The sequence below is a fragment of the Mesorhizobium sp. CNPSo 4684 genome (genome assembly GCF_057784315.1).
Genome location: NZ_JBWLUX010000113.1, coordinates 1 through 361 on the forward strand (window position 1 = coordinate 1; position 361 = coordinate 361).

Below are 361 nucleotides of genomic sequence, written 5' to 3' on the forward strand. Positions count from 1 at the left end.
GTAGGTGGTGCCGCCCACGAACTCGTTGTGCGCCGAAGGATCGGTCGTGTAGGTCCAGGCGCCGGTCGCATCGACAGCGAACGTGCCGTAGCCGTGGCTGCCGGCAACAGCGCTCTGCGCAACAAAGGCGTTCGAGCTGTCAACGTCGGTCGCCGACAGCTGGCCGCTCGCCGTCAGAACCGCGTCGGTTTCCGTCAGGCTCGCCGTGCTCGCGCCGGTGATCACCGCCGCGTCGTTGGTGCCCAGGATGCTGACGGTGACGACCTGCGTCGTGCCGTCGGCCGTCGCAACCGTGAAGCTGTCGGTGTAGGTGGTGCCGCCCACGAACTCGTTGTGCGCCGAAGGATCGGTCGTGTAGGTC

1 protein-coding gene is annotated in these 361 nt (G+C 67.3%); it reads right to left on the bottom strand.

What is annotated here, in order from left to right; all coding sequences use genetic code 11:
- A partial coding sequence (locus AC04SG_RS32925; protein ID WP_488554407.1) for a VCBS domain-containing protein occupies positions 1–361 on the bottom strand: 361 nt, incomplete at both ends.